General features: G+C 67.7%; 2 protein-coding genes. One reads left to right on the top strand and one right to left on the bottom strand.

Features of this window, described 5'->3' with window-relative positions; genetic code table 11:
* Window positions 1–21 precede the first annotated feature (21 nt).
* The gene (locus WA805_RS25125) at window positions 22–1,584 is read left to right on the top strand and encodes a hypothetical protein (RefSeq protein WP_425243571.1); all 1,563 of its coding nucleotides are present in this window, start codon (window positions 22–24) and stop codon (window positions 1,582–1,584) included.
* A gap of 8 nt (window positions 1,585–1,592) precedes the next feature.
* Here the strand turns inward: WA805_RS25125 and WA805_RS25120 are convergent.
* A partial coding sequence (locus WA805_RS25120) for a hypothetical protein (protein WP_425243570.1) occupies window positions 1,593–1,781 on the bottom strand: 189 nt, incomplete at its 5' end.

The following is a 1,781-nucleotide window of genomic DNA, read 5'->3' as shown; positions in this document are numbered from 1 at the left end:
CCGGGGTAGGAAAGGCGACATGTGGTGATCCCGGAGACGAGGGACTCTGACCAGGTCGCAGAGGCCGTGACGGCGGAGAAGGCGACCGCCGAAGGCATCCATGGGGCGCTCCGCGCGTTGTTTCCCCTCGCGCCGGAGCCGGCGCCCCGGACATGGACTCGCCGCGGCATGGCCGCCGCTGCGCAGATCGCGGCCGTAGGCCTCGGCGCCTGGGTGCTCCTGCTGCGCATCCCCGGACTTCCGTCCTGGGATGCTGTCTACGCCGAGGACTGGTGGGAATTCCTCGTGGGGGCGTATCAGCACCCCTGGCGGCTGTTCGTCCCCTTCGGGGGATACGAGCAACTCCTGCAGCGCGTAGTCGCGCAATTCGTGAGTTACCTGCCCGTGGCCCAGGCCGCTCACGCGTTCGCGGGTGTCGGGGCGCTCATCACGGCGGGATGCGCGTTGTTCATTTTCCACGCCAGCTCAGGGCACATCCGGTCCGCGCCGCTGCGGGTCCTGCTCGCAGTGGGCGTCATCCTGCTGTCGAGCGCGCCGATGGAGATCGCCGACAGCACCGTCGCCGTCTCCTTCTACCTGCTGCTCGCGATGTTCTGGGCCGTACTGTGGCGCCCCCGAACTGCTGCGGGTAAGGCCGCCGCCTTTGTCGTCGCCTTCATCACCGCGGCCTCCATCAGCATCGTCATCTTGTTCGCGCCACTGCTTGCGATGCGTGTTTTCGCGCTGCGCCGCTTCAGGGAGCAGGCGGTGACAGCGGGCTGGCTAGCGGGCTGCCTGGTCCAACTGCCCATCATCATCATTTCCTACGTCCAGGGTCAGTCCCGGCTGGGGGGCTACGGCCCGTCCGGCGACAGCAAAACCCGGATCGGCGGCTCGTTCACCTTCTACGCCCACGATGTGGTCCTGCGAGCGATCGGCTGGCACTCGTCGTGGCGGCTGGAGTCGCTCACCGGAAGAGACTGGGCCACGGTGATCGTCGCCATCGCCCTGGTCGCGGTCTTCGTGGTGATCATGGCCACCCAGCCAGGCGCCCGGCCATTCGTTGTTGTCGCCCTGCTCACGGGCTTCGTCTTCTCCATGGTCTCCACGATCCTGACCCCGTGGGTGACGGTCTCGCCGGTCACGATTCAGCAGGAGTCAGCCGCCCGCTACACCGCGCTTCCCATCTTCCTGATCGAAGCCGCGGTCATCGTCGGGGTGGATTACGCTCTCCGGAAGCGGCGCGGCGTCCGCGAGCAGCGCGGTGCTGGCGAGCGTGGTGCTGGCGAGCGTGGTGCTGGCGAGCGCGGTGTCCGCGAGCGGAACGGGCCGCGCCGCTGGTACGCGCGGGCCGGGCTGCGGCCGGCACTGGCCGTCACCGCCCTGGTCGTCATCCTCGCGACCAGCTGGGCGGTCGATTTCCGGTATCAGGGAATCCGCACGGTGCCGGAGGGCGGCCGGTGGGCTCTGCATGTAGAGCAGCTCAGGACTGGATGCCAGAACTCCTCGTCGGGCGAGTTCAGGCTGCACGGACCCACGGACGGAAACTTTGTGACAGGGCTTCCCACGTACGAGTGGATCCCCTGCAGCCGCATAAAGCTGTGAACCAGTGGCTATACGCAGTCGCTAGCACAGGGCGTGCCGGACTGGCTAGTCGGCTTGCCGGTCAGGTCGTTCAGCAGATTGTGGTTCCAGACCATGATGGTGAACGTCTTGTAGTGGTAGACGTGCGCGGGCGGCCCGGCGTGCAGCGCGGCGATGGCGCTGCGCGTGATCATAGAGGCCAGGACACCGGGGCCGCC

The organism is Trebonia sp. (genome assembly GCF_049794275.1).
Taxonomy (GTDB): domain Bacteria; phylum Actinomycetota; class Actinomycetes; order Streptosporangiales; family Streptosporangiaceae; genus Trebonia.
This window is presented reverse-complemented; position numbering and strand designations above follow the sequence as displayed.